The sequence below is a fragment of the Brevibacterium ihuae genome (assembly GCF_900184225.1).
GTDB classification, from domain to species: Bacteria; Actinomycetota; Actinomycetes; order Actinomycetales; family Brevibacteriaceae; genus Brevibacterium; species Brevibacterium ihuae.
Window position 1 is genome coordinate 1,294,815 of sequence record NZ_FXWZ01000003.1, and the last position, 21,984, is coordinate 1,316,798.

19 protein-coding genes are annotated in these 21,984 nt (G+C 72.8%); 10 read left to right on the forward strand and 9 right to left on the reverse strand.

The genetic code is table 11. The features are described 5' to 3' along the window. Positions 1–82 precede the first annotated feature (82 nt). Positions 83–1,027: a dihydrodipicolinate synthase family protein gene (locus tag C1A17_RS11115; protein WP_101653033.1), complete on the reverse strand. Its 945-nt coding sequence runs from the start codon at positions 1,025–1,027 to the stop codon at positions 83–85. Next, entirely contained in the window at positions 1,027–2,145 is a 1,119-nt protein-coding gene (locus C1A17_RS11120; RefSeq protein ID WP_101653034.1) for a serine hydrolase domain-containing protein, read from the reverse strand. Before C1A17_RS11120 ends, C1A17_RS11115 begins: the two co-directional genes overlap by 1 nt. Positions 2,146–2,356: 211 nt before the next feature. On the opposite strand from C1A17_RS11120, the gene C1A17_RS11125 reads away from it, so the two are divergent. The 3 genes from C1A17_RS11125 to C1A17_RS11135 all read left to right on the forward strand — a co-directional run bounded on the left by C1A17_RS11125 (position 2,357) and on the right by C1A17_RS11135 (position 6,262). Continuing rightward, entirely contained in the window at positions 2,357–4,321 is a 1,965-nt protein-coding gene (locus C1A17_RS11125) for an SPFH domain-containing protein (protein WP_101653035.1), read from the forward strand. Between the two features lie 134 nt (positions 4,322–4,455). After that, entirely contained in the window at positions 4,456–5,427 is a 972-nt protein-coding gene (locus C1A17_RS11130; RefSeq protein WP_101653036.1) for a cation diffusion facilitator family transporter, read from the forward strand. 40 nt (positions 5,428–5,467) lie between these two features. Further along, positions 5,468–6,262, forward strand: a complete 795-nt coding sequence (locus C1A17_RS11135) for a thioesterase family protein (protein WP_101653037.1) — start codon at positions 5,468–5,470, stop codon at positions 6,260–6,262. Between the two features lie 152 nt (positions 6,263–6,414). Here the strand turns inward: C1A17_RS11135 and mmuM are convergent, their stop codons facing one another. Continuing rightward, positions 6,415–7,500 carry a homocysteine S-methyltransferase gene (gene mmuM, locus C1A17_RS11140; protein WP_101653038.1) on the reverse strand — a complete coding sequence of 362 codons (1,086 nt, stop codon included), beginning with the start codon at positions 7,498–7,500 and terminating at the stop codon, positions 6,415–6,417. A gap of 10 nt (positions 7,501–7,510) precedes the next feature. Further along, positions 7,511–8,632, reverse strand: coding sequence for an o-succinylbenzoate synthase (gene menC, locus C1A17_RS11145; protein WP_101653039.1), 1,122 nt, complete (start codon positions 8,630–8,632; stop codon positions 7,511–7,513). Between the two features lie 331 nt (positions 8,633–8,963). Here menC and C1A17_RS11150 point away from each other — a divergent pair, with 331 nt between their 5' ends. Beyond that, positions 8,964–9,965, forward strand: coding sequence for an FkbM family methyltransferase (locus tag C1A17_RS11150; protein WP_101653040.1), 1,002 nt, complete (start codon positions 8,964–8,966; stop codon positions 9,963–9,965). A 26-nt stretch (positions 9,966–9,991) separates the two neighbouring features. On the opposite strand, the gene C1A17_RS11155 is transcribed toward C1A17_RS11150, so the two are convergent. Next, on the reverse strand, positions 9,992–11,242 hold the full coding sequence (locus tag C1A17_RS11155; RefSeq protein ID WP_342750312.1) for a M20 family metallopeptidase: 1,251 nt from the start codon (positions 11,240–11,242) through the stop codon (positions 9,992–9,994). 326 nt (positions 11,243–11,568) lie between these two features. Between C1A17_RS11155 and C1A17_RS11160 the strand changes: the two genes are divergently transcribed. The 3 genes from C1A17_RS11160 (at position 11,569) to C1A17_RS11170 (ending at position 15,331) form a co-directional block, all read left to right on the forward strand. Further along, positions 11,569–13,065: a glutamate-cysteine ligase family protein gene (locus C1A17_RS11160; RefSeq protein WP_101653041.1), complete on the forward strand. Its 1,497-nt coding sequence runs from the start codon at positions 11,569–11,571 to the stop codon at positions 13,063–13,065. Between the two features lie 65 nt (positions 13,066–13,130). Further along, complete coding sequence (locus C1A17_RS11165) at positions 13,131–14,444, forward strand: pyridoxal phosphate-dependent aminotransferase (protein ID WP_101653042.1); 1,314 nt, start codon at positions 13,131–13,133, stop codon at positions 14,442–14,444. After that, positions 14,441–15,331 carry a DMT family transporter gene (locus C1A17_RS11170; protein WP_101653043.1) on the forward strand — a complete coding sequence of 297 codons (891 nt, stop codon included), beginning with the start codon at positions 14,441–14,443 and terminating at the stop codon, positions 15,329–15,331. Before C1A17_RS11165 ends, C1A17_RS11170 begins: the two co-directional genes overlap by 4 nt. 119 nt (positions 15,332–15,450) lie before the next feature. Here the strand turns inward: C1A17_RS11170 and C1A17_RS11175 are convergent, their stop codons facing one another. The 3 genes from C1A17_RS11175 to C1A17_RS11185 all read right to left on the reverse strand — a co-directional run bounded on the left by C1A17_RS11175 (position 15,451) and on the right by C1A17_RS11185 (position 17,856). Then, the gene (locus C1A17_RS11175) at positions 15,451–15,840 is read right to left on the reverse strand and encodes a metalloregulator ArsR/SmtB family transcription factor (protein ID WP_101653044.1); all 390 of its coding nucleotides are present in this window, start codon (positions 15,838–15,840) and stop codon (positions 15,451–15,453) included. Positions 15,841–16,070: 230 nt separating this feature from the next. Further along, positions 16,071–16,943, reverse strand: coding sequence for a hypothetical protein (locus C1A17_RS14770; protein WP_342750313.1), 873 nt, complete (start codon positions 16,941–16,943; stop codon positions 16,071–16,073). A gap of 148 nt (positions 16,944–17,091) precedes the next feature. Beyond that, positions 17,092–17,856 carry an enoyl-CoA hydratase/isomerase family protein gene (locus C1A17_RS11185; RefSeq protein ID WP_101653045.1) on the reverse strand — a complete coding sequence of 255 codons (765 nt, stop codon included), beginning with the start codon at positions 17,854–17,856 and terminating at the stop codon, positions 17,092–17,094. A gap of 188 nt (positions 17,857–18,044) precedes the next feature. Between C1A17_RS11185 and C1A17_RS11190 the strand changes: the two genes are divergently transcribed. From C1A17_RS11190 to C1A17_RS11200, 3 genes are all read left to right on the forward strand, one after another. Continuing rightward, the gene (locus C1A17_RS11190) at positions 18,045–18,368 is read left to right on the forward strand and encodes a hypothetical protein (RefSeq protein ID WP_101653046.1); all 324 of its coding nucleotides are present in this window, start codon (positions 18,045–18,047) and stop codon (positions 18,366–18,368) included. Further along, positions 18,365–19,156 (forward strand): DUF1345 domain-containing protein, encoded by a 792-nt coding sequence (locus tag C1A17_RS11195; RefSeq protein WP_101653047.1) that lies wholly within the window; start codon positions 18,365–18,367, stop codon positions 19,154–19,156. Before C1A17_RS11190 ends, C1A17_RS11195 begins: the two co-directional genes overlap by 4 nt. Before the next feature lie 173 nt (positions 19,157–19,329). Further along, positions 19,330–20,892: an AMP-binding protein gene (locus C1A17_RS11200; RefSeq protein WP_101653048.1), complete on the forward strand. Its 1,563-nt coding sequence runs from the start codon at positions 19,330–19,332 to the stop codon at positions 20,890–20,892. Positions 20,893–20,997: 105 nt separating this feature from the next. On the opposite strand, the gene C1A17_RS11205 is transcribed toward C1A17_RS11200, so the two are convergent. Continuing rightward, positions 20,998–21,972 carry an NAD-dependent epimerase/dehydratase family protein gene (locus tag C1A17_RS11205; protein WP_180953308.1) on the reverse strand — a complete coding sequence of 325 codons (975 nt, stop codon included), beginning with the start codon at positions 21,970–21,972 and terminating at the stop codon, positions 20,998–21,000. Between the last annotated feature and the right edge of the window lie 12 nt (positions 21,973–21,984).

Below are 21,984 nucleotides of genomic sequence, written 5' to 3' on the forward strand. Positions count from 1 at the left end.
CGCGGCACCCGCCGCCGAGGTGCCCGCCGGGTCCCCTGTCCCGCCGGCTCACGCGCCCCGCGTCTGCGTCGGCGCCGTGCGCTCAGCCCGTCCCGAGCGAGCGCACCGCCGCGGCGACGGCATCCCGGTCCGCGCCGTCGAGGGGGAGGAGCGGGTGCGGCAGGCAGTCCTGCCCGACGAGCCCGAGCTCCGCTGCGGCCGCGGCGATGACGCGCACGCTGCCGTGGGCTGCGAGCAGCGGCCACAGCACCGCGAGTGCGTCCGGCGGCACCCCGCCGGCGCGGGCGCCGTCGAAGAGTCGGCGCGCGGCGCGCGGGAACAGGCCGCCGACCACCGAGTGCCACGCATCGGCACCCGCGGCCAGATGGGCCGCCGCGGCCGCGTCCCCGCTGATCCCGATCGAGAACTCCGGGCCCACCGCGGCGCGGATCCGCGCCAGCCGTTCCCCGGGCGGCACCTCGGTGCCGGCGGTCGGCGGGATCTTCACCGCCATGACCCCGGGGATCCGCGCCAGCCGGCCGTAGAGATCGAGGGAGAACCGGAAACCGGTGGTCCCGGGGTTGTCGTAGATGCAGATCGGCACCGCGACCGCCTCGGCGACCGCGGTGAACAGGCCGATGACCTCGGCCTCGCGGAGCGGCTGGTAGCTCACCGGGGCCAGCAGCAGGCCGGCCGCGCCGAGCTGCTCGGCGGTGCGCGCCCGGGCGACGGCTTCGCGCGTGCGCAGAGCGCCGATGCCCGCGATCACCGGGATGTCGCGGGCCTCCTCGAGGATCGTGCGCAGCGCCGTCGTCCACTCCTGCCGGTCGAGGTACGCGTACGACCCGGTCGAGCCGAGCGCGCCGATGCTGTCGACGACCTGGGTGCCATCGTCGTCGGCGGCCAGCCGGCGGACCATCGTGCGCAGCGCCTCTCCGTCGAGCACGTCCGCGCGCAGCGGAGTGAGCGGGTAGGCGGAGAGGCCGCGGAACGGCCCGTCCGGCACGACGGTCGCGGCCTCCCCGCTCGCCCCGTGTCGACCCGTCATCACTGCCGACCGCCGATGATCGCGGCCGCGATGTCCTCGAGACCGCGGAACTGTGCGGTGCGCATCGCGTCGTCGGTGGGCGCGGGCCAGGAGCTGTGCTTGGCGATGACGACGCCGTGGTCGAGGTCGATGTAGAGGGCCTGGCCGTGGATGCCCACGGCGAGCAGGACCGGGGCGTCGACGTCGGGGATGTACCAGAAGTTCCGGTAGGTGCCGTTCGAGAAGTCGCGGATGTGCCCGCCCGCCCGCCAGCGCGCGGCGTCGCCGGTGAAGAGATCGCGCACGAAACCCTCCGGAACCGGTGCTCTGCCGGCCGCGAGGTGGTGGCCGAGGCGCGCGAGGTCGCGGGTCGAGCAGGAGAGGCCGCCGGCCGCCCGCCCCGCGCCGTGGGCGTCGAGGGTGAGGTCCGCGTCGGACTCCGCGCCGATCGGCTGCCAGATGTACGTCGAGTACAGATCCGCCAGGCGTCGTCCGGTGATGCGTTCGAGCATCCATCCGGCCATGTCGGTCGTCGGCGACGCGTAGTGGTATTCGGAGCCCTCGGGCGCCCGCCGCTCGAGGGTGGGCAGGAACGCATGGAGCCCGTCGCTCCCGCCCGGGATCCAGCCGGTCGAGCGGCGGTATTCGATCATGCGCGGGTCGCCCATCTCGTAGTCCTCGGAGAAGGCGAGCGGGACCGCCATGTCGAACAGCGACTGGATCTCCACGTCGAACGCGGACCCCTCGACCTCCGGGACGTACTGCGTCACCGGATCGGTGAAGGCGAACGCGCCCTCGGCCGCGAGGATCCCTCCGAGGAGACCGGTGAGCGACTTCGTGACGCTGAAGTTGATGTGCAGGTCGTGGGCGGACAGGTCCTCGGCGTACCACTCGAACGCGAGCTCGCCCCCGGAGAGCACGACGATCGAGTCGGTGGCCGTGCTGTCGAGGTACGTCCCGACGGGGACTCCGCTGCGGCGGAGCGGCGTATCGAGCGTCACCGCGCTGCGCCCGGCTGCGCCGAGCTCGAACGTGCTGTGCCCGCGCGCCACCCGGGCGGTGGGGATGATCTCGCGGACATGGGTGAATCCCCAGCGGTTGGCCTCCGGGGTCATCCAGCTGGCCAGCAGCGTCGTCATGGGCTCTCCTCGACGGGTGGGAGGTGAGGGGAAGCGCGCCTGCGGAGAGGCTCACCGGATGGGCGGTTCGACTGGGTACGAGTATACGATCGGGCGCCCGGGGAGCTCGGGAGTCGCACTCCGGGGCTGCGGTTCAGGCCAGGCCGGCCGCGGCGCCGGCGTGGCATAGTGGGGAGCACACCGTCGTTCCGCCCCGTGAAAGGCCGCGCTCATGCCGGATCCCCTCGTCCTCGTCATCATCGCGGCGATCGTCCTCGTCGTGCTCCTCGGGATCTTCGTCCTGCTCCGCTCGTATCGCATCGCGTCACCCTCGGAGGCGCTCATCATCACCGGCCGCGGCTCCTCGAGCGAGGACGTCGCCCAGGGCGGCAGGGTGGTCATCGGCGGGCGCGCCGTCGTCTACCCGATCGTCCAGAAGGCCTTCGTCATGTCGCTGTCCTCGCGGCAGATCCAGGTCGAGATCGACGGCATCTCGAAGAACGGCATCGCGCTGCGACTGCGCGGAGTCGCCCAGGTCAAGGTCGGCGGCAACGTCGACGACGTCCGGCGGGCCGCCCAGCGCTTCCTCGACCAGCAGGCGCAGATCGACCACTACAGCCAGGAGATCCTGTCCGGCACGCTGCGCGCGGTCGTCGGCACGCTCACCGTCGAGCAGATCATCCAGGACCGGGCCTCCTTCGCCGCCCAGGTGCAGGAGGAATCGGCCCACTCGATGAACAACCAGGGTCTCGTCATCGACACCTTCCAGATCTCCGCGGTCGAGGACGAGGGCTCCTACCTGCGCGACTGGGGTCGCCCGCAGGCTGCCGAGGTCGCGAAGAACGCCGCGATCGCAGAGGCCAACGCCCACCGCGAGGCCGCGGTCGCCGAAGCCCTGCAGAACGAGGAGACCCAGCGTCAGCAGGCGCTCACCGACCAGGCGATCGCCGAGCAGCAGCAGCAGCTCGCGATCCGCCGGGCGGAGCTCAAGGAGGACGCCGACGTCCGCCAGGCCGTGGCGGACAACGCCGGCCCGCTGTCGGCGGCCGCTGAGCAGCAGAAGCTCCTCGAGAAGGAGCGGATCGTCGCCAAGGAGCAGGCCGAGCTCCGGGCCGAGCAGCTCGAGGCCGAGGTCAAGCGCCCGGCGGATGCGGAGAAGTACCGTCGGCAGGCCGAGGCCGACGCGCAGGCCTACGAGATCGACGCGCGCGGTCGCGCCGAGGCGGCGGCCGCGCTCCACCGCCGTGAGAAAGAGGCCGAGGCCGTCAAGCTCGAGGGTGAGGCGCAGGCCGCCGCCGAGCTCGCCCGCCGGTCCAAGGACGCCGAGGCTGTGCGCCTCGCCGGTGAGGCCGAGGCCGCCGCCACCCGGGCGCGCGGTGAGGCCGACGCCGCGGCCGAGTTCGCGCGCCGCTCGAAGGATGCCGAGGCCGTGCGCCTCGAGGGTGATTCCGAGGCCTCCGCGATCCGGGCGAAGGGTGAGGCCGAGGCCGAGGCCCGGCGCGCTCAGGGCGCGGCCGAGGCGGAGGCGCTCGAGAAGCAGGCCGCCGCCTACGCGCACTTCAACGACGCCGCCGTGCTCAACCAGGTGCTCCGCACCCTGCCGAGCCTCGCGGGCAAGCTCGTCGAGCCCTATGCGAACATCAAGGACCTGTCGATCGTGTCGACCGACGGCGAGTCGAAGCTCGCGCAGAGCATGTCGTCGAACCTCGCCTCGGTGCTCGAGGTGCTCCGCGGCACCACCGGCGTCGACCTCGCCGACATGGTCAAGCGGGCCTCGGGGAAGTCCGGCGGGTTCGGGACCGGCGCGGACGGAGCGCCGCGCAGCGCCGCGGATGCCGCGAGTGCGATCTCCGACATCATCGAGCGCTACACCGCCGGGACGACCGGTGCACGCAGCGGCGCGCCGGACGGCCGGGACGGCTCTCGCACCGAGCGCGACGACGAGGTCACCCCGACCGACGTCCGCGGCGACGCCGACCCGCGCGGCGCCACGGGCGCGGACTTCGCCGCGGGACTCGGCAGGCTCGGCGACGACGTGAGACGCTCGACCGGGATCGACGTCAACGCCCTCATCGAGGAGGCCCTGCGCGGCCGCCGGAGCGGGCACGGACCGACCGTCGACGGTTCCGAGGGCAGTGCATCCGACGACACCGAGGGTCCCGGGTCCGAGGGCCCCGCGGACGACGACGAGCGCTGAGGCGCCGAACCCCCGCCTCCCGACGGTGCCCTTGCTGATCCGATCAGCGGGGGCACCGTCATTCCCCGCCCGATGCATAGACGTATAATCATGCGTTGATATATAATGGGAGCCGCGACAGGGAGGAGCATCCGATGGCGACGACGCACGATCACGGCAGCGCGGCGAGCAGCCGCACGCGGCTGGGGATCGTCCTCGCGCTCACCGGAGCGGTCGCGGTCGCCGAGATCATCGGCGCCCTTGTCACCGGCTCCCTCGCCCTCCTCGCCGATGCGGCCCACATGGTCGTCGATGTCAGCGGCCTCGCGATGGCCTTCGTCGCCGTCGGGCTCGCCGGGCGTCCGGCGACCGCGCGCCGGACCTGGGGCCTGCGCCGCGTCGAGGTGCTCGCCGCAGGCGCGCAGGCGACGCTGCTCGCGGCGGTCGGGGTCTACGGCCTCGTCGAGGGCATCCGGCGGCTCGCCGCGCCGCCCGAGGTCCCCGGCGGGCTGCTCCTCGTGTTCGGCGCGCTCGGCCTCGCCGCGAACATCGCCGGGCTCCTCATCCTCCGCTCCCATCGGCAGGACGGCCTCAACCTCCGGGCCGCGTTCCTCGAGGTCGCCGCCGACACGCTCGGCTCCCTCGCGGTGATCGTCGCGGCCGTGGTCCTGTGGACCACCGGGTGGGCCCGGGCCGATGCGGTCGGCGGGATCGTCATCGCGCTCGTCATCCTGCCCCGGGCGCTGCTCATCCTCCGCGCCGTGCTGCGGATCCTCCTCGAGAGCGTGCCCGAGGAGATCGACCTCGCCGAGGTGCGCCGGCACCTCGCGGAGCGTCCGCACGTCCGCGGGGTCCATGACCTCCATGTCGCCGCGATCGACTCGCGATTGCCGGTGATCACCGCGCACGTCGTCGTCGACGAGGCCTGCTTCGGCGACGGGCGAGCCCCGGAGGTCCTCCGCGATCTGCGCGCGTGCCTCGCCGCCCATTTCGACCCCTCGCTCGCCCATGCGACGCTCCAGCTCGAGCGCGCGGTCGACGCCGGCGAGCTCTGCGGGATCGGGGCCGGAGCCGAGGTGCCGGTCGGCGGTGAGACCTGCATCACCCCTCGCCGCGGCGTCGCCTAGGCTGGGGGAAGCCCGCCCGACTACGTGAGGAGCACTGCCCATGGAGGCCTTCTACCGCCAGCTCGACGACACCCGGTTCGAATCGACACCGATGACTGCGGGCCCGTGGAGCCCGGAGTTCCAGCACGCCGGTCCGCCGTCCGCACTCCTCGCCCGGCAGATGCTCGCCGTCGATCCGAAGGAGGGTCAGCGGCTCGCCGACGTGCGCATCGACATCCTCGGACCGGTCCCGGTCGCCGAGCTCGAGATCACCACCGAGGTGCTCCGCAGCGGACGCTCGATGGAGCTCGTCGCCGCGACCGCCTCGGCCGGCGGACGGCCCGCGCTCCTCGCCCGCGCCTGGCGGATCCTCGCCGCGCCCGCGGACTATCCGCTCGTACCGGGTCGCCGCGATCCCGGCGACCCCCGGATCCGGCCGGGGGATCTGCCCGCAGCGAAGCTGACGAGCACGATCCCCGGTGCGCACACCGGCGGATACGGCACCGCCGTCGAATGGCGGTTCATCGAGGGCGGGGACCGGAAGCCCGCGCTCGTGTGGGGTCGGCAGCGCAATGCCCTCGTCGAGGGCGAGGAGCCCACCGGCTGGCAGCGCGCGCTCGTCCTCGCCGACTCCGGCGGCGGCGTGAGCCTGCCGGTCGACCCGAAGCAGCACCGGCTCATCAACTGCGACCTCCACGTCGTGCTCGACCGCGAGCCTTCGGGGGAGTGGATCCGGATGAACTCCCAGTCGATCGTCACCCCCGGTCAGGGCGGTGTGGTCCATACCGAGCTCACCGATGAGCACGGGGGGATCGGGTACGGCCTGCAGACGATGGTCGCGCAGAACATCGGCTGAGGCGGGCGCCGCTGCGGCGCGGAGCCGGCGGACCGGCGCCGGCCCGGAGGACCGGCGCCGGCCCGTCAGTCCAGCGGTCCGGGGCCGCATCCGGCGGGATCCGTCGGCGCCGGGGGCCGTCAGCGCCGGGAGCTGGCAGAAGCCGGCGGCCGTCAGAGCACTGCGGCGAGCGCGCCGATGTCCTCGGGAGCGGTCCGGCAGCAGCCGCCGACCATGACCGCACCTGCCCCCACCCACAGCGCCGCTGCCGCGGCGAGGTCGCCGCGCGGTGTCGGTGCCGAGGCCTCCGCACCGACCGGACCGCCCGCGTTCTCCCGACCGCCCGTGCTCTCCGGGCCGCCCGAGTCCTCCGGGCCGTCCGCCGGCGGGGACCAGGTGCCCGTGGCCGCGTCGTAGATCTCCCCGGAGTTCGGGTACGCGAGGGCCGCGTACCCGCCGGCTGCGATCTCTGCGAGCGCCGGGGCGACGAGTGCCGCGGGGCAGCAGTTGATGCCCACCGCCGCCGGCGCACCGGCTGCTCCGGGGGCGGGGAGCCCGGCGAGCACCTCGGACACGGGGGTCCCGTCGGCGAGCAGGATCCGCCCCGCGCCGTCGCGGCGGATCGAGAGGCTGAGCCACCATTCGGCATCGGGGTGCGCGTCCATGACCGCGACGAGGGCGGTGACCTCTGCGGCGTGCGGGATCGTCTCGCAGGCGAACAGTCGGCAGCCGGCTGCGGCGAGGAGATCGATCCTCTCGGCATGGAACTCCGCGAGATCCTCGCCGTCGATGCCGGCCGGATAGGCCCCGGTGTACTCGGAGCCGTCGGCCAGGTACGCCCCGTACGGGCCGATCGACGACGCGGCGAGCACCGGTGCGCCGTGGGGGCCGGTGTGCCCGTCGACCACCGCGCCGACGAGGTGCCACGAGCGGACGAGGAGCTCCCGGGCGCGGGCGGCCGAGTGCCCGGCGGCGACGAGCCCGGGGACCGTCGCCTGGTAGGTGATCGACTCGAGGATCTCGGCCCCGGCCTCGAGGTACGCCCGGTGCATCGCCGTGACGCGTGCGGGGTCGGTGTCGAGGAGAGCGGCGGCCCACAGGTCGCCGGAGACGTCGGCGCCCATCCGCTCGAGCTCGGTGCCCGAGGCGCCGTCGAGCACGAGCGCCCGGCCGGCGGAGTGCGCGCGGGCGAGGGCCGCGGCGAAGGGGCGGGTCCCCTCGGCGCTCGGGGCGGGCGCTGCGGTGCCGTACGGGGTCATGGGCGGCCGCTCACTTCCGGGTGATCTCCACGGTGTCGGTGGTGAACTTGGCGAGCTGCGCCGGATCGATCGTCACGCCGAAGCCGGGCCCGGTGGGGACGTCGACGACGCCGTCGTGCATGACGATCTCCTCGGTGATGTCCTCGTGGAAGAACCGCTTGGAGCCGGACACGTCGCCGGGCAGAGTGAAGCCGGGCAGCGAGGCCATGGCGGCGTTGGCCGCCCGGCCCAGCCCGGTCTCGACCATCCCGCCGTGCCAGACCGCGACGCCGTGGGCGGCGGCGAGATCGTGGATGCGCTTGGCCTCGATGAAGCCGCCCACCCGGCCCGGCTTGATGTTGATGACCGAGGTGGCGCCGAGCGCGATCGCGTCGGCCGCCGCCTCGGCGGAGACGATCGACTCGTCGAGGCACATCGGCGTGTCCATGAGCTTCGCGAGCTCGGAGTGCTGGCGGATGTCGGCCTCGCCGAGCGGCTGCTCGATGAGGAGGAGGCCGTAGTCGTCGAGCTTCTTCAGGTGCGCGGCGTCGACGAGGGTGTAGGCGGCGTTCGCGTCGACCTGGAACAGGAAGTCGTCGCCGAACTCCCGGCGGACGGCGGCGACCGGCTCGATGTCGGCGCCGGGCTTGATCTTGAGCTTGATCCGGGCGTAGCCCTCCTCGAGGTACTCGCCGATGACCCGCACGGTGTCCGCGACGGAGTCCTGGATGCCCACGGAGACGCCCGAGGGGATCGTGTCGACGACGCCGCCGAGGTACTCCTTGAACGACTGTCCGTGCGACTTGAGCTGGGCCTCGATGACGGCCATCTCGAGGGCCGACTTCGACATCCGGTGGCCGATGACGTGCCGCAGGTGCCAGCCCACGGTCTCCGCGGTGAGATCCTCGACGCCGTAGAGGATCGGTGCGAGCCAGTCGCGGGTCACCGCCATTCCGCCGTCGACGTACTCGTCGGAGTACAGCGGCGCGATCATCGCGACGGATTCGCCCCAGCCGGTGACCTCGCCGTTCTCGGTGTCGAAGGTCGCCTCGACGAGGTAGCAGTCCTTCTCGGTCTCCGTCATGAACGACGTGGTGAAGGGGCTGACGAGCGGGATCGAGACGCGGTGGAGGCGGAGAGCGGTGAGCTGCATGGGAGGGCACTTCCTTCGTCGCAGGTGCGTTGGGCGCGTCCGCGCCGGACCGGGAGCGGGGCGTGCAGCGGGAGGCGCACGGCTGCTCGGGCCGAGGTGCGGACGACGGCTGCCACCCAGCCTAGCAACCGGGCCGGTCGCCGCCGCGGGAGCAGGGGACCGGGAGCGGGTCCAGTGAGGGCGTCGGGCGTGGGCGGGCGATCCGCGCACCCGGTCGGTCCGGGGTGACCGGACAGCGGGAGCGGTCGGTGCGTAGTACCGTGGCAGGACAGCGATCCGAGTTCACCGAGCAGCGCGGGCGACGCTCGCGCGGGAATGCGGGAGAGATCCGATGGCGGATTACAGGAGCACGTTCCGAGGACGCAGGCAGCGGTGGTTCGGCCTCAAACCGCTCGTCAAGACCGCGCTGGCCGCCCGTCCCCTCCATCCCGCGCTGCGTCTCGCGGCGCGCACCGTCCCCGGGGTCCGCGCAGGCCGGTTGCCGGCCCCGGCCGGACTCGCCGAGGTGGCCGGCACCGCCGCCGGCGCCCGCTTCGTGCTCGTCGATCCGGCGCGGTGCGAGATCGCCAAGGAGTTCTACTGGGGGCGGGGCCGGCGCCCGGATCCCGCTGATGCACTCGCCCTCGACATCGTCACCGCGCTCGCCCGCACGGCCGACGTCCTCCTCGACGTCGGCGCCTACACCGGCGTCTTCACGGTGGCCGCCGCGGCGGCGAACCCCCGGCTCCGGGCCCATGCCTTCGAGATGATCCCGGCAGTCGTCGCCGGGCTCGAGCGGAACCTCGAGCGCAACGGGATCGCTCACCGGGTGGAGGTCCACCCGACCGGGGTGGGCGCCTCGGGAATGCGGATGCGCGTCCCGAGCGGCGAGGGCGGGTCGGCGCTCCCGTCCTTCTACTCCGCGTCGATGGAGTTCGACGACGGGGACGAGGTCGTCTTCACCGCTCTCGACGACCTGCTCGACGGCGCCCACGGTGGCGGTCTCGATGGTGCGATCGACGGCGGGCCCGTTGGCGGACTCGCTGCCGCAGGGCGGGAGCGGGTCGTCATGAAGATCGACGTCGAGGGAGCGGAGAACGCCGTGCTCGCGCACGGTCAGGAACTCCTCGCCCGGTACCGACCCGACATCCTCTGCGAGGTGCTCCACGGGCAGGCCGACGGCCGGGAACTCGAGGCGCTCCTCGCCCCGCACGGCTACCGCTGGTACCTCGTCCGCGAGCACGATCTCGCAGAACGCACCCGGATCGCCCCGGACGCGGTGTTCCGCGACTGGCTGTTCACCGCGCGGACCCCGGCCGAGCTCGAATCCGACCTCGGCCGGATCATCGCCTGAGATTGCGAAGAAGTGCGGATTCGCTCTCAGGAACCTTCGGAAATTGATGTTTCGGAGAGGGAGTCGGCGATGAGGGCGGCGAGCAGCGCGGTGCGCGGCGGGATGTGCTCGATGATCGCGTGCTCGTGCTCGGCATGCGCGCCGTCGCCCACAGCGCCGAGCCCGTCGAGCGTGGGGATGCCGTCGCCGGCGGTGAAGTTGCCGTCCGAGGCGCCGCCCACCGGCACTCCGCGCGGCTGCTCGATCCCGAGGTCGGCGGCGAGGGCGACCGCCCGCTCGAACAGCGCGGCCGACATCTCCTTCTCGAACGGCGGCCGGTTGATCCCGCCGCGCACCTCGATCCGGGTGCCCTCGATGCGCGGGGAGAGGCCCCGGATCGCGTCGTCGACCCGCTGCTGCTCCTCGGCGGTGAGCGCGCGGACGTCGATGTCGAACTGCCCGAGCGCCGGCACGGTGTTCGTCGTCGTCCCGCCGGAGAACTTCGTCGGCGTCACCGTCGTCTGCGCCTCCGCGTCGGCGAGCTCGGCGACCACCTGCATCTGATGCGCGAGCTCGAGCCCGGCGTGGATCCCCTTCTCCGGCTCGAGCCCGGCGTGCGCGGCCTTCCCGTGGACGAGGACCGTGTACATCGACGTGCCCTTGCGCGACAGCTTGAGCGCCCCGTCGGCGGATGCCTCCATGACGAACACCGCACGGGCCTCGCGCGCCTCGGCGCGGATGAGATCGGAGGACGTCACCGAGCCGATCTCCTCGTCGCCGGTGACGAGGATCGACAGACCCGCGAGCACCTCGGCGGCCGGCAACCCCTCTGCCGCGCCTGCATCACCCGCAGCGCCGTCGGTCGGCGGGACCGCGACGCCGGCGGCCTGGAGCAGCATCCGGGTCGCCCACACGCTCATGATCGCGCCGGTGAGCATGTCGAAGCTGCCCGGCCCCCGGAGGACCCCGTCCGCGGTGCTGAACGGCAGCCGCTCGAGGGTGCCGTGGGGCCACACGGTGTCCTGGTGGTTGACGAGCACGACCCGCGTCGGCCCGGAGCCGAAGCGCAGCCGCAGATGCGTGGTGCCGTCGACGACGAGCGACTCCGGGGCGACGCCGAGGCGCTCCTCGATGAGGGCCGCGAAGTCGGCGGCCCCGCGGGCCACGGCATCCGTGTCGTCGCTCGGGGTCTCGATCGAGATCACCCGTTCGATGTCGGCGAGCATGTGGGGCAGGGCGTCCTGCGCGGCGGCGACGAGGGCGGGACGGTCGAGTTCGGCGAGGGGTGCGTGCGGCACGGGGCCTCCTGGGCGTCGGCGGTCCCGGTCCGCTGCGGCGCACGGGCCGCGGGACCGGCGGGGCGGCGGGCGCGCCGGGGCGGGTGCCCCGGCGGTGGATCGATGCACTGCCACTGTAGTCCGTCGGCCGCGGGACGGACCCGGCCGTGGGCGTACTGCTGCCGAGGAGGCGGGAGCGGCTCGCGCGGGCGGGGCCGTGACCGCACCGCCGGCGGGGATGCCGGGATCGCCGGGGTCGCGCCCGCGGGCGTCCCGGCGGGTCTCATTCCGTGTCCGCTCCGTGATTCACCGGTGCCATCCGGGCGCAGGTGTGGTTGTCTGTTCCCATGGGCGATGCCGTTTCCTCACAGCGATACACCCCCGAGCAGCGCACGCGCTACCGGGAACTCCTCAACGCCGACCTGGAGACCTTCGACTCCTACCTCCAGGAGGCGACCTTCGTCGACCACGGGACGATCGGGATGGAGCTCGAGCTCAATCTCGTCGACGAGGAGATGCAGCCGTACCGCGTCAACGAGAAGGTGCTCGAGGCGATCGACTCCCCGGAGTTCCAGAGCGAGATCGGCTCGTACAACATCGAGCTCAACCATCCCGTCCTCCAGGTCTCCGGCACGGGGCTGCGCGAGCTCGAGTCCGGGCTGCGCGCCCGCCTCGCCGCCGCCCACGCCGGCGCCCGGGCGCAGGGCGCCCGGATCGGGATGATCGGCACCCTGCCGACCCTCACCACCGAGTTCCTCGAGGACCCCGCGTGGATGACCGAGGAGAACCGGTACCGGGCGCTGAGCAACGCCGTGCTCGATGCCCGCGGCGAGCTCGTGCGGATCGACATCACCGACCGCGAGTACTACCAGCACGACTTCGCGGACATTGCCCCGGAATCGAGCTGCACCTCGATGCAGCTACACCTCCAGGTCGCCCCCAACCGGTTCGCCGGAGCCTGGAACGCCTCGCAGGCGATCGCCGGGATCCAGGTCGCGCTCAGCGCGAACTCCCCGCTCTTCATGGGGCGCAAACTGTGGCACGAGAACCGCATCCCGGTCTTCAGCCAGTCGATCGACACCCGCACCCCGGAGCTCGTCACCCAGGGGGTGCGCCCGCGCGTGTGGTTCGGCGAACGGTGGATCACGAGCGTGTTCGACCTCTTCGAGGAGAACGTCCGCTACTTCCCGCCGATGCTGCCGGAGTCGCGCGAGGACGCGGGCACCCCGGTCATGCAGGGCAGCGCCCCCACCCTCCACGCCCTCAACCTCCACAACGGCACGGTGTGGCGGTGGAACCGCCCGATCTACGCGCCCGCGGAGGACGAGCTCGCGCACATCCGGGTCGAGAACCGGCTGCTGCCGGCCGGGCCGACGGTCGCCGACATGGTCGCCGACGCCGCCTTCTACTACGGGCTCGTCAAGTTCCTCACCGAGGAGAACCGGCCCGTCTGGTCCCGCCTGTCGTTCGCCGATGCGGAATCGAACTTCTTCTCCGCGGCCCGCTCCGGCCTGTACTCCCGGGTCGTGTGGCCCAAGGCCGGCCGGGTCGACGTCGCCGAGCTCGTGCGCACCGTGCTCGCCCCGCGCGCCCGCCGGGGTCTCGCGATGCTCGAGGCCGACGAGGACATGATCGAGCACTACATGTCGATCATCGAGGAGCGCGCCCGGACCCGGCAGAACGGCGCCACCTGGCAGCTGCGCACCCTCAACGCCCTCAAGCCGCGCGTCACGGAGCCGGACACCCCGGAGCGCCGGGCCGCGCTCGCCCGCGTCATGGAGCTCTACCTCACCCATCAGCAGACCGAGGAGCCGGTCCACACCTGGCCCGTCGGCGACGTCTGAACCGGCGCGCGGGGTGGCGGTGCCGCGCGGGTGACGGGCCGGTGCGCGTGTGGCACAGTGAGGGCATGAACGACTCGACCCCCTCCGCCGCGGCGACCCCGCGCACGGGGACCGCCCCGCTCGCCCCGCAGTCCTCGGATCCCGCCGCGGCGCCCGGTGCCGCGCGGCCGCCCAGGATCTCCGACCGCGCCCGCGGCGTGCCCGCCTTCGCGGTGATGAACATCATCGAGCGCGTCGCCGAGCTCCGGGCCGCTGGCGCCGAGGTCATCTCCCTGTGCGTGGGCGAGCCCGCCCAGGGCGCGCCGGCCGGGGTCCGGGCGCGCGCCGCCGAAGTGCTCACCGACGGGACCGAGCTCGGGTACTCCCCAGTCCAGGGCATCCGTCCGCTGCGCGAGGCGATCGCCGGCCACTACCGGCGCTGGTACGGGCTCGATGTCCCGCCCGAGCGGGTGTTCGTCACCACCGGCTCCTCGGGCGCTTTCACCATGACCTTCCTCGCCCTGTTCGACGTCGGCGACCGCGTCGCCCTCGCGCGGCCGGGGTACGCGGCGTACAAGAACATCCTCGCCGCGCTCGGCTGCGAGGTCGTCGAGCTCGACTGCGGGGTCGAGGAGCGGTTCCAGCCGACCGTCGAGCTCCTCGACCGCGCACACGCCGAGGCGCCGCTGTCCGGGCTGCTCGTCGCCTCCCCGGCGAACCCCACGGGCACCATGCTCGACGCGGCGCAGATGCGTGAGCTCGCCGACTGGTGCCGCGAGCACGATGTGCGGCTGATCTCGGACGAGATCTACCACGGCATCACCTTCACCGACTCGACCGGCGAGACGGCGCTCGCCTTCGACGAGGATGCGGTCGTCATCTCTTCGTTCTCGAAGTTCTGGGGCATGACCGGGTGGCGGCTGGGCTGGACGATCCTGCCGCAGGACCTCGTCGAACCGTGCCTCGCGATCACCGGGAACCTCACGCTGTGCCCGCCGGTGCCCGCCCAGCATGCCGCGATCGAGGCGTTCACCGATGCCGCCTACGCGGAGGGCGAGCACGCGGTCGCCGGCTTCGCCGCGGCCCGGCAGTACGTCCTCGACGCGCTCGACGAGCTCGGCTGGCGCGACATCGCGCCGGCCGACGGGGCGTTCTACATGTACGCGCGGATCGACGGCGTGCTCGGCCCGTACCCCGACGCCACCGCGTGGTGCGCCGCGCTCCTCGAGGAGGAGCACGTCGCGCTCACCCCGGGTCTCGATTTCGACTCCGTCCACGGGAACCGCTGGGTCCGGCTGTCGCTCGCCGCAGGACCCGAGCGGACGCACGAGGCGCTCGGCCGGGTCCGGCGCTTCCAGGAGCGCCTCGCGAGCCGGGCGGGCTCCGCCGCGCACGCATGACCCGCACCCTGCCCGCACCCGCGCTCGTCGTGGTGGGGGCGGTGCTGCTCGGCTCCTCGGCGGTGTTCGTCGCCGTCTCCGGTGCGAACGCGACGACCGCGGCCTTCCACCGCTGCTTCCTCGCCGCGCTCGTGCTCCTGCCGCTCGCGCTCCTCGAGGTCCGCCGGCGGGGCCGCCCGCGCGGAGCGATGCTCGGGGTCGCCGCCGCCGGGGGCGTGTTCCTCGGTGCGGACTTCATCATGTGGGCCCAGGCCGTGCTCGACACCGGTGCGGCGGTCTCGACCCTCCTCATCAGCACCCAGGTGTTCGTGTTCCCCGGGCTGCTGTGGCTGCTCCACCGCGACCGACCCTCGGTCCAGTTCCTCGTCGCGCTGCCGGTCATGGTCGTGGGCCTCGTGCTCGCCGCGGGGATCCTCGGCGCCGACCCGTTCGCGGTCGACCCCCTGCGCGGCGGCATCCTCGGCGTGCTCGCGGGGGTGTGCTACGGCGTGTACCTCTACGGGAACCACCGCTGCCGGGTGATCGACGCGCGGTTCATCGCGGTTCCGGTCGCGGTGTCGACGAGCGCGGCGGCGGCCACGGTCGGCGTCTACGGCGCGGTCACCGGCTCCCTGCTCCTCGTGCCGACCGCGGACATGGTCGGCTGGCTCGTGGCGCTCGCGCTGCTCGGCCAGGTGCTCCCGTGGCTTCTGCTCAGCGCTGCGGCGACCGGTGTGCGCGCCGAGGTGGGCGCCTCCCTCATGCTCCTCCAGCCGCTCTCGGCGCTCGTCCTGGGCGTGCTGCTCGCCGGCGACGAGCCCGCGCTCGGACAGCTCGTCGGCATGGGGCTCGTGGCGCTGAGCGTGTGGTGGGTGTCCGGCGGTCGCCGGATGCTCTCCCGGCGCTGAGCCGCGACGACGCCGGTGCGGTGAGCGGCGCTCGGCCGGCGACGGGCGGTCGTCCGGGCCTCGGCGCTCGGCCGGCGACAGCGTGGTCGCCCGGGGCCCGGTGCCGAGCCCGCCCCGGTTCAGTCCTCGACGGCTTCGGTCGAGTGCTCCATCGCGTCGAGGATGATGTGGGCGACGTGGTCGTCCTTGAGGCTGTAGATCGCCTCGCGGCCCGAGCGCTGGACGCTCACGAGGTGGAGCCCGCGCAGGAGCTTGAGGTGCTGGGACACGAGCGGCTGCGACAGGCCGGTGAGCTCGACGATGTTCGTCACCGTCGATCGTCCGTGGGAGAGGACGAGGAGGATGCGCAGGCGCGAGGGGGTGGCGAGGGCCTTGAAGACCTCGGCGGTCCGTTCGATCGCGGCGATGTCGTCGACGTGATGGAGTCCGTCGTGCGGTCCGGTGCTCGGATCGACGGGCTCGGCGACGTGGGTGCCCGGACGGGCGGGGGTGACCGGCGGATGAGTCATGGACGGAATGGTACACCTCTCGCGGCCGGCGGCGAGGAGCCGCTGATGCGAGGTCCGGTGAGCGGGATCGTCGCAAGGTGGGCGGTCGTGCCCGGCCGTGCGGCGCGGGGTGCGATCCGGGTGCGCTCACGCGATCGGCCCGGGTGCGCCCACGCGATCGGTCCGGGTGGGGCCGGATGATCGGTCCGGGGGTTCAGGTGGTCGGGGGGTCGGACTGTCGGTCCGGGGGTTCAGACGATCGGTCGGACTCCGGTCTGGGTCGACAGGAGCTCGAGCGCGAGGCCCTCCCACTGCGCGTACGCGTCCGGATAGGCCGAGCGCTGGACGGCCTGGGCCGCCTCGGTCGGACTCATCGACTCCCAGTCGCGGATGTGCGCGAGGCCGGGGTTCGCGACCTCGGGATTGACGCCGTAGAACGCCTTGGCCGCCCAGACGGGATCCTGCACCTGATCCGCGGTTCCCCACCCCTGGGACGGGCGCTGCTGGAACAGGCCGAGGGAGTCGCGGTCCCCGTGGTCGAGGTTGCGCAGCGAACTCTCCTGCATCGCCGTCATGAGGGCGATGGTGATCGCGTCGTCGGACAGCTCGGCACCGCGGCCCACGGCGATGATCGTTCGCGCATTGTCGATCTGGGCGCTGCTGAGTCGGTCCACGCTGCCATCCTCCCACTGCCGGATGAGGGAGGGCGAGGGGCCGAGGAGCGCATCGGACGCCCAGCTCAGGGCCATGACCGCGACGAGGAAGCCGGCGGCCACCACGAGGCCGATGGCCGAGCCGCGGACGTGGCCGGCGCGGCGGGTTCGACGGCGGCGCCGTGCGGTGCCCGCGCGGGGTGCGCTCCGGGTCGACGCCGTGCGACGTGGGGCGCTGCGCGAGCCCGCTGTGCGCGGCGCAGAGGTGCGGGTCCCGCCGTCGCGGGAGGCGGTCTGCCGCGCGGAGCTCGTGCGGTCGGCCGGACGTGCGTCCCGGCGACCCGCGGCGACGGATGCGGCGGTGCGGACTCCTGCGGACCCTCGAACGCCGGACGTGCCGGTGCTCCGCGCCGACGATCGCTGATCGGTGCGGCGCGCCGGAGTGCGGCGGGCGGGAGTGCGCGGGGACATCCGCCCCATGGTAGCCAGGGCCGCTGGGAGAATCGGCACAGCACGGGGGCGCGGCGGGCGTCATCGCGCTGACGGCTGTCCCGCGCCCGGCCCGGAGGGGTGCGGAGCCGAGCAGCTCTTGGGCCGGGCGGACGCCGAGCCGTGCTGCTCAGGAGTCCTTGCGGGTGAACGCGGCGATCCGGTCGCCGGCATCGGGGCCCTTGCCCCGCGATTCGAGCACCTCGTACTGCAGCCCGGCGTCGAGCGGCATCCCGTCGGTGGTGTGGAGGAGGTGCTTGTTCGCAGCGTGTGAGAACGCGGAGTTCTCAGCGATCCGGCCGGCGAGCGCGGCGATCTCGGTGTCGAACTCGGGTGCGGGGACCGCGTACTCGGCGAGGCCGATCCGCACCGCCTCGGCGGCGTCGATCATGTCCGCAGTGAACATCAGGCGCTTGGCCGTGGCCGGTCCCACCCGGCGGGGCAGGCGCTGGCTCATCCCCCAGACCGGGGTGAGCGCCCATTTCGCATGGGTGTCGCCGAACCGGGCGGAGTCGGCGGCGAGGATGAAGTCCGCGGCGAGGGCGACCTCGAGCGCTCCGGTGTAGCAGTGGCCGTGCACCGCGGCGATCACCGGCTGGGGGAGCCGCTCGAGCATCCGCAGCGTCTCGCTGTGCCAGCCGCGGGACGGCGTCGATTCGCCCGCCGCGATGTCGGCGAGGTCGTGGCCGGCGGAGAAGCACTTCCCGGCGCCGCGCAGGACCACGCACGCGACCGAGGCGTCGGCGGCGAGGTCCTCGACGTGCGCTCGGAGCTCGCGGAACATCGCGACGGTGAGGGCGTTGAGCTTGTCGGGACGGTTGAGCGTGAGCAGCGTCCACCCGTCGTGGTCCTCGCGGAGGACGAGGGCGGATGCGGGGGCCTCGGCGGCGGTCATCGGGGTGCTCCTTCGGGACGCGGCGGTGGTCTTCACCGTAGGGGAGTGTGATTCCGGTCACAATTGACTGTTTCGCCTCCGGGCGAGGGTGTCGTCCGCGGGTCCCGGCGGTGTCCCGCACCGCGCGCGCCGGAACCGCCGGTTCCCGGATGTTTGCCGGGTGGGCGGCGCCTTGGAATGATGGGCGCATGCGCTATGTCGTCGCCATCGCCGCCGCCGCCCTCGTCACCTACGGGGCGCACCTCGTCACCGGGTTCGGGAACCTGCCGCGCCCGTGGGGCAGCCTCGGCCTCGGCACGATCGCCGGCCTCGTGCTCGTCGCGGTGCTCCTCGTCTGGGAGCACCGGAGCCCGAGCGAGGACCATGAGGTGCGCGACCGGCGCCTCAAGGTCGAGGAGGCCGCCCGCGAGGAGGCGCGCGAGCTGCGCCGGCAGCAGAAGCGCGACGGCTCCTGGAACCGGCCGATCGACCCCGAGGCGCGACCGCGGACCGACGAGCCGGGAGCCCCGTGACCGGCGACGCCGCCGACCCCGATCGCCCCTCGCGGCGATCCCGTCGGGCGTCGGCGGAGGGGGACGGGAAGGTTCCCCGGCGCTTCTCCGACACGCTCCGCGCGAACGTCGCCGCAGTCGTCGGAGCCGCCGCTGCCACCGCGCTGACGATCAGCGGCCTGTTCGACGGCTCGCTCTCCGCGGCTGTGGGCGACGGCGGACTGCAGAAGTATTTCCAGCTCATCTTCATCCCGTACTACATGATCTTCTGGGTCGCCTTCGTCCTCGTCTACGTCACCTTCACCCACCTGGTATTCATCCGGCCCCGGCGCGAGGAGCTCGTGCGGATCGCCGCCGCCCAGAGCCGGAGGCGGCCGACGCTGTGGTCCCGGCTGCTGGGGTACGGCGGCGCGGGGTCGTGGACCGTGGCCGGTGCACTCGTCGCCGCCCTGCTCACTCTGGGGGTCGCACAGACTGCGGCGTTCCGCGCCGACCCGCTCTTCATCCTCCTCGGGATGGCGACCGTCGCGGCCTCGTGGTTCGTCATGGTCTACTCGTACGCCCTCCACTACCTGCGGCTCCACACGGGCGGGGAGCGGATCGACTTCGATCTCCTCGAGCCGCCGGTGTTCGGCGACTACCTCACCATGGCGTTCATGATGTCGACGATGGCCTCGACGCTCGGGGCGCGGATCCGGACCCGTGCCGGGTGGCGGGCGGCCCGCGAGCACACCGTCCTCGCCTTCGCCTTCAACGCCGTCATCGTCGCGATGACGGTGTCCCTCCTGTTCGGCGGTCTCGCACAGTAGGCCGCGCGGGGCCCGCCCAGGGTCCGCGGCGCGCACCTGTGACCTCGGCGTCGGCCGTCGTGGACCGTTGCCGGACTTTTACCGAAACTCGAACGCTCGGTCGTCCGACCTGCCTTAGGCTGTGATCCACAGCACACCGATGTGCTCCACGACGACGTGATGAGAGGTGCGATATGACCATTCCCGCCATCCCGAACCGCCAGCCGTTCCACTCGCGGCGACTGCACTGGATGAACATGCTCGAGCTCCACGCGATCGACCGCCCCAAGGAGATCATCATCACCTCGGAGGCCGGCCACGTGTCGTGGGGCGAGCTCCGCGCCCAGGTGCAGGCGATGGCCGCGGATCTCCAGCGGCGCGGGGTGCAGCCGGGCGACCGGGTCCTCATCCTCGCGCTCAACCGGGCCGAGTACATCGCTGCGATGGTCGCGATCAACACCATCGGGGCGATCACCGTGCCCCTCAACGTCCGCTCGGTGCCGCGCGAGGTCGCGTACTTCATCGAGGACTCCGGAGCGCGGGTGATGTACGTCGACGCGGTCGGTGCGAAGACCGTCGCCGGCATCGGCGGGGACGCGGGAGCCGCCCCGGACATCGAGGTCCTGTCCTTCGACGAGGACGTGCCGGGGATCATCGCCGGCGGGGGCGAGGCGGAGTACGTCGACGTCGACGAGAACTCGATCGCGATGATCATGTACACCTCGGGTACCACTGCGGCGCCCAAGGGCGTCATGCTGAGCTACCTCAACTTCGCGAGCCAGATGATCCCGATCCTGCGCTCGGCCCAGCCGCCGTCGGAGACGCCGGAGGCGAACCTCGTCGTCGTGCCGCTGTTCCACATCGCCGCGGTCGGCTTCCTCACTCCGGCGTTCTTCACCGGGATGCGGCTCGTCCTCGCGCCGCCGCAGGTCCTCATGAACATCCCGGAGCTCGCGGACATGATCGAGCGCGAGCAGGTCACCTCGATGTTCCTCGTGCCGACGATCTGGCAGGCGCTGTGCTCCCTGCCCGGGATCAAGGAGCGGAACCTGCCGCTCCAGACCCTGTCCTGGGGCGCCTCGCCGGCCTCCAAGCAGACGCTCCAGCTCATGGCCGACACCTTCCCGAACGCGACGATCAGCGCGGCGTTCGGGCAGACCGAGATGTCGCCGGTGACCGCGCAGCTCCACAACCACGACTCGATCCGCAAGATGGGCTCGATCGGCAAGGCGATCGGGCCGGTCGCCGTGCGCGTCGTCAACGCCGAGGGCAACGACGTCGAGGTCGGCGAGATGGGCGAGGTCGTCTACCGCGGGCCTGGGCTCATGGCGGGCTACTGGAACAAGGAGGCGGAGACCGAGGCGGCGACGCACGACGGCTGGTTCCACTCCGGCGACCTCGTCAAGCGCGACGAGGAGGGCTTCATGTACGTCGTCGACCGGGCGAAGGACCTCATCATCTCCGGCGGCGAGAACATCTCCTCGATCGAGGTCGAGCACGCGATCGCCGCACATCCCAAGGTCGCCGACGCCTCGGTCGTGGGTGCGCCGGACGAGACCTGGGTCGAGACGCCCGTGGCGATCGTCGTCCCGAGCGACCCGGAGGATCCGCCGACGCTCGAGGAGCTGCGCGACTTCCTGTCCGACAAGCTCGCGGGCTTCAAGAAGCCGACCCGGCTCGAGATCGTCCCCGAGCTGCCGCGCAACGCCTCGGGCAAGCTCCTCAAGCACAAGCTCCGCGACGAGTACGGGAAGTAGTCGCGCATCGAGTGGTCATGTTCGGTCGAATACTCGCGAGTATCCGACCGAACATGACCACTCGACGTTCCGGGGGAGGCTGGACCTGGGGGAACCTGGGTCTCGTCAGGCTGAGGTGCTGTAGTGGGTCCGGAGGTTCTCCAGGCCCTCGGCGATGCTCACCCGGGGGGTCCAGTCGAGGACCTCGCGGGTGCGGCGCTGGTCGAACCAGTGCGCCGTCGACATCTGCTCGGCGAGGAATCGGGTGAGCGGCGGCTCGTCGTCGTGCTCGCCGAGCCCCCACACCTTCTCGACCGCCGAACCGGCCGCGAGCGCGGTGCCCACCGGGATGCGCAGGGTCGGCGGGGGAGCGCCGCCGGCGAGCGCCAGCCGGGAGACGAACTCGCCGATCGGACGCGGCTGGCCGTTGGTGACGACGAGCGCCTCGCCGTGGGTGCGTGCGACGGCGTCGAGGGCCGCGACGATCGCATCGACCGCGTTCGTCACGTAGAGCGTGTCGACGAGCGCGGCTCCGCTCCCGAGGATCGGCATCCGACCCTGTCGGGTGCGCTCGACGATGCGCTCGGTGAGCTGGGTGTCGCCCGGCCCCCACATGAGGTGCGGGCGCAGCACGAGCACCGGGAACTCCGGGGAGTCCGCGGCCAGGGCGATGAGCTCGCCGTGCGCCTTCGTGCGCGCGTACTCGCCGCGGGCCCGTTCAGGATCGGCGGGACCGGCGGGCGCGCCGACGAGCGAGTCGCCGGCGTGCGCGACCGACGGGGAGGAGATGTGGACGAAGCGGGACACCCCGGCCCGCTGCGCGGCGTCGACGACGATGCGCGTGCCCTCGATGTTCACCGCCTCGAACGCCGCCGGGTCGCCGGCCATGGAGACCTTCGCGGCGAGGTGGATGACGGCGTCCTGACCCTCCATCGCCCGTGCGACGGTCGCCGCATCGGCCGTGCTGCCGAGCACCTCCCGGGCGCCGTCGACGCCGGAGGGACGTCGCTGCAGGGTCGTCACGGTGTGACCGGCGGCGACGAGGGCGGCGGCGACCGAGGACCCGAGCAGGCCGGATGCGCCGGTGATGAGGACGTTCACTGATGCCTCCTC

Excerpts from the sequence above, each read along its gene's own strand:
- C1A17_RS11115 (WP_101653033.1), bottom strand. The coding sequence starts at position 1,027 with ATGACGGGTCGACACGGGGCGAGCGGGGAGGCCGCGACCGTCGTGCCG.
- C1A17_RS11120 (WP_101653034.1), bottom strand. The coding sequence starts at position 2,145 with ATGACGACGCTGCTGGCCAGCTGGATGACCCCGGAGGCCAACCGCTGG.
- C1A17_RS11125 (WP_101653035.1), top strand. The coding sequence starts at position 2,357 with ATGCCGGATCCCCTCGTCCTCGTCATCATCGCGGCGATCGTCCTCGTC.
- C1A17_RS11130 (WP_101653036.1), top strand. The coding sequence starts at position 4,456 with ATGGCGACGACGCACGATCACGGCAGCGCGGCGAGCAGCCGCACGCGG.
- C1A17_RS11135 (WP_101653037.1), top strand. The coding sequence starts at position 5,468 with ATGGAGGCCTTCTACCGCCAGCTCGACGACACCCGGTTCGAATCGACA.
- mmuM (WP_101653038.1), bottom strand. The coding sequence starts at position 7,500 with ATGACCCCGTACGGCACCGCAGCGCCCGCCCCGAGCGCCGAGGGGACC.
- menC (WP_101653039.1), bottom strand. The coding sequence starts at position 8,632 with ATGCAGCTCACCGCTCTCCGCCTCCACCGCGTCTCGATCCCGCTCGTC.
- C1A17_RS11150 (WP_101653040.1), top strand. The coding sequence starts at position 8,964 with ATGGCGGATTACAGGAGCACGTTCCGAGGACGCAGGCAGCGGTGGTTC.
- C1A17_RS11160 (WP_101653041.1), top strand. The coding sequence starts at position 11,569 with ATGGGCGATGCCGTTTCCTCACAGCGATACACCCCCGAGCAGCGCACG.
- C1A17_RS11165 (WP_101653042.1), top strand. The coding sequence starts at position 13,131 with ATGAACGACTCGACCCCCTCCGCCGCGGCGACCCCGCGCACGGGGACC.
- C1A17_RS11170 (WP_101653043.1), top strand. The coding sequence starts at position 14,441 with ATGACCCGCACCCTGCCCGCACCCGCGCTCGTCGTGGTGGGGGCGGTG.
- C1A17_RS11175 (WP_101653044.1), bottom strand. The coding sequence starts at position 15,840 with ATGACTCATCCGCCGGTCACCCCCGCCCGTCCGGGCACCCACGTCGCC.
- C1A17_RS14770 (WP_342750313.1), bottom strand. The coding sequence starts at position 16,943 with ATGTCCCCGCGCACTCCCGCCCGCCGCACTCCGGCGCGCCGCACCGAT.
- C1A17_RS11185 (WP_101653045.1), bottom strand. The coding sequence starts at position 17,856 with ATGACCGCCGCCGAGGCCCCCGCATCCGCCCTCGTCCTCCGCGAGGAC.
- C1A17_RS11190 (WP_101653046.1), top strand. The coding sequence starts at position 18,045 with ATGCGCTATGTCGTCGCCATCGCCGCCGCCGCCCTCGTCACCTACGGG.
- C1A17_RS11200 (WP_101653048.1), top strand. The coding sequence starts at position 19,330 with ATGACCATTCCCGCCATCCCGAACCGCCAGCCGTTCCACTCGCGGCGA.